Below are 1,164 nucleotides of genomic sequence, written 5' to 3'. Positions count from 1 at the left end.
CCGGGTGAGCGACTGTCTGGCCTGTCAAGCAGCCAGTGCGAGTTGTTGGCGGACATCGCGGGCCTTGGCGTTGAGTCGGACGAGGAGTTTGCGTGCGAGAGCGACGCGGATGACTTTCTTGGCCTTTCCGGCCTGGCTCAACTTTTGGTGGAAGTCGGCGAAGTCGGGAACATGCCGCCGGACGATTTCGGCGATGGTGAAGAGAAGGGCGCGGGTCGGAGCGCGGCCGCCGCGGACCGGGCGTCGTCCCTTGCGTTTGCCGGTGTCGTTGGCGATCGGAGCGACGCCGACCAGCTTGGCGACGGCCTTGTTGGAGAGGGTGCCGATCTCGGGCAGTTCGGCCATGAGGCGGGCGACGCTGCGGTCGGCGACGCCCTTGATCTCGCGGAAGGCCTGGTCGAGGGCCTGCCACAGCGGATCGCTGGCGAGCAGGCCGGCGATGACCCGCTCGATCTGGCGCATCTGGCGCCTGAGCACGACGATGAGCTCGTCGAACAAGGCCAGGACGGCGGGCTCGCCGACCAGGCGGCGCTGGTTCTTCTGGGCGGTGTGGGCCGCGGTGAGCTGGCGCAGGCGGGTGACCAGGGCCTGCAGCTGCTGCTGGGCCGGACTGGCCGGCGCCTGGGCGACGATGCCCTTGACCTCGGCATACCAGGCGATGATGCCGGCATCGAGGCGGTCGGTCTTCTCCAGCTGCCCCATCGCCTTGGCAAAGTCGCGCACCGCCCGGGGATTGACGATGGCGCAGGGCAGCCCGGCCTCCCACAGCAGGGCGAAGGGCAGCTTCTCGTATCCGCCGGTGGCCTCCATCACCATCAGCTCGACCCCGTGCTGCCGGCAGAAGGCGGCGAGCGCCGCGATCCCGTCGACGGTCCGGGCAAAGTGCTCGGGCCGGCCATCATGGCCGATCCGGGCATCCAACGTCTCGCCGGAGACGTCCACTCCACAAATGATCTGCGTCACGGTAACCTGCCTTGTGCGTGCGGGCGTAAGCCAAGCGACTGTTCGGTCGTACGCGACAATGGCGGTGGTCCCAGGGCTCACCCACGGTTGTGGCCTGAGGGCTGTCGGGCGCCAACCGCCAAGGACAGGGGCCGGTGGCCACCGGCCCCTGTCCTGCCCTCTCTTCTACCTCAGCGAGGGCTGCACTCCAGATACAAGGGC

General features: G+C 68.6%; 1 protein-coding gene. It reads right to left on the bottom strand.

The features are described 5' to 3' along the window. Positions 1-24: 24 nt before the first annotated feature. Entirely contained in the window at positions 25-963 is a 939-nt protein-coding gene (locus ACFW16_RS36135; RefSeq protein WP_380313936.1) for an IS110 family transposase, read from the bottom strand. Positions 964-1,164: the final 201 nt, after the last annotated feature.

Origin of the sequence: Inquilinus sp. NPDC058860 (assembly GCF_042743185.1) — a bacterium.
Classification (GTDB): domain Bacteria; phylum Pseudomonadota; class Alphaproteobacteria; order DSM-16000; family Inquilinaceae; genus Inquilinus.
This window is presented reverse-complemented; position numbering and strand designations above follow the sequence as displayed.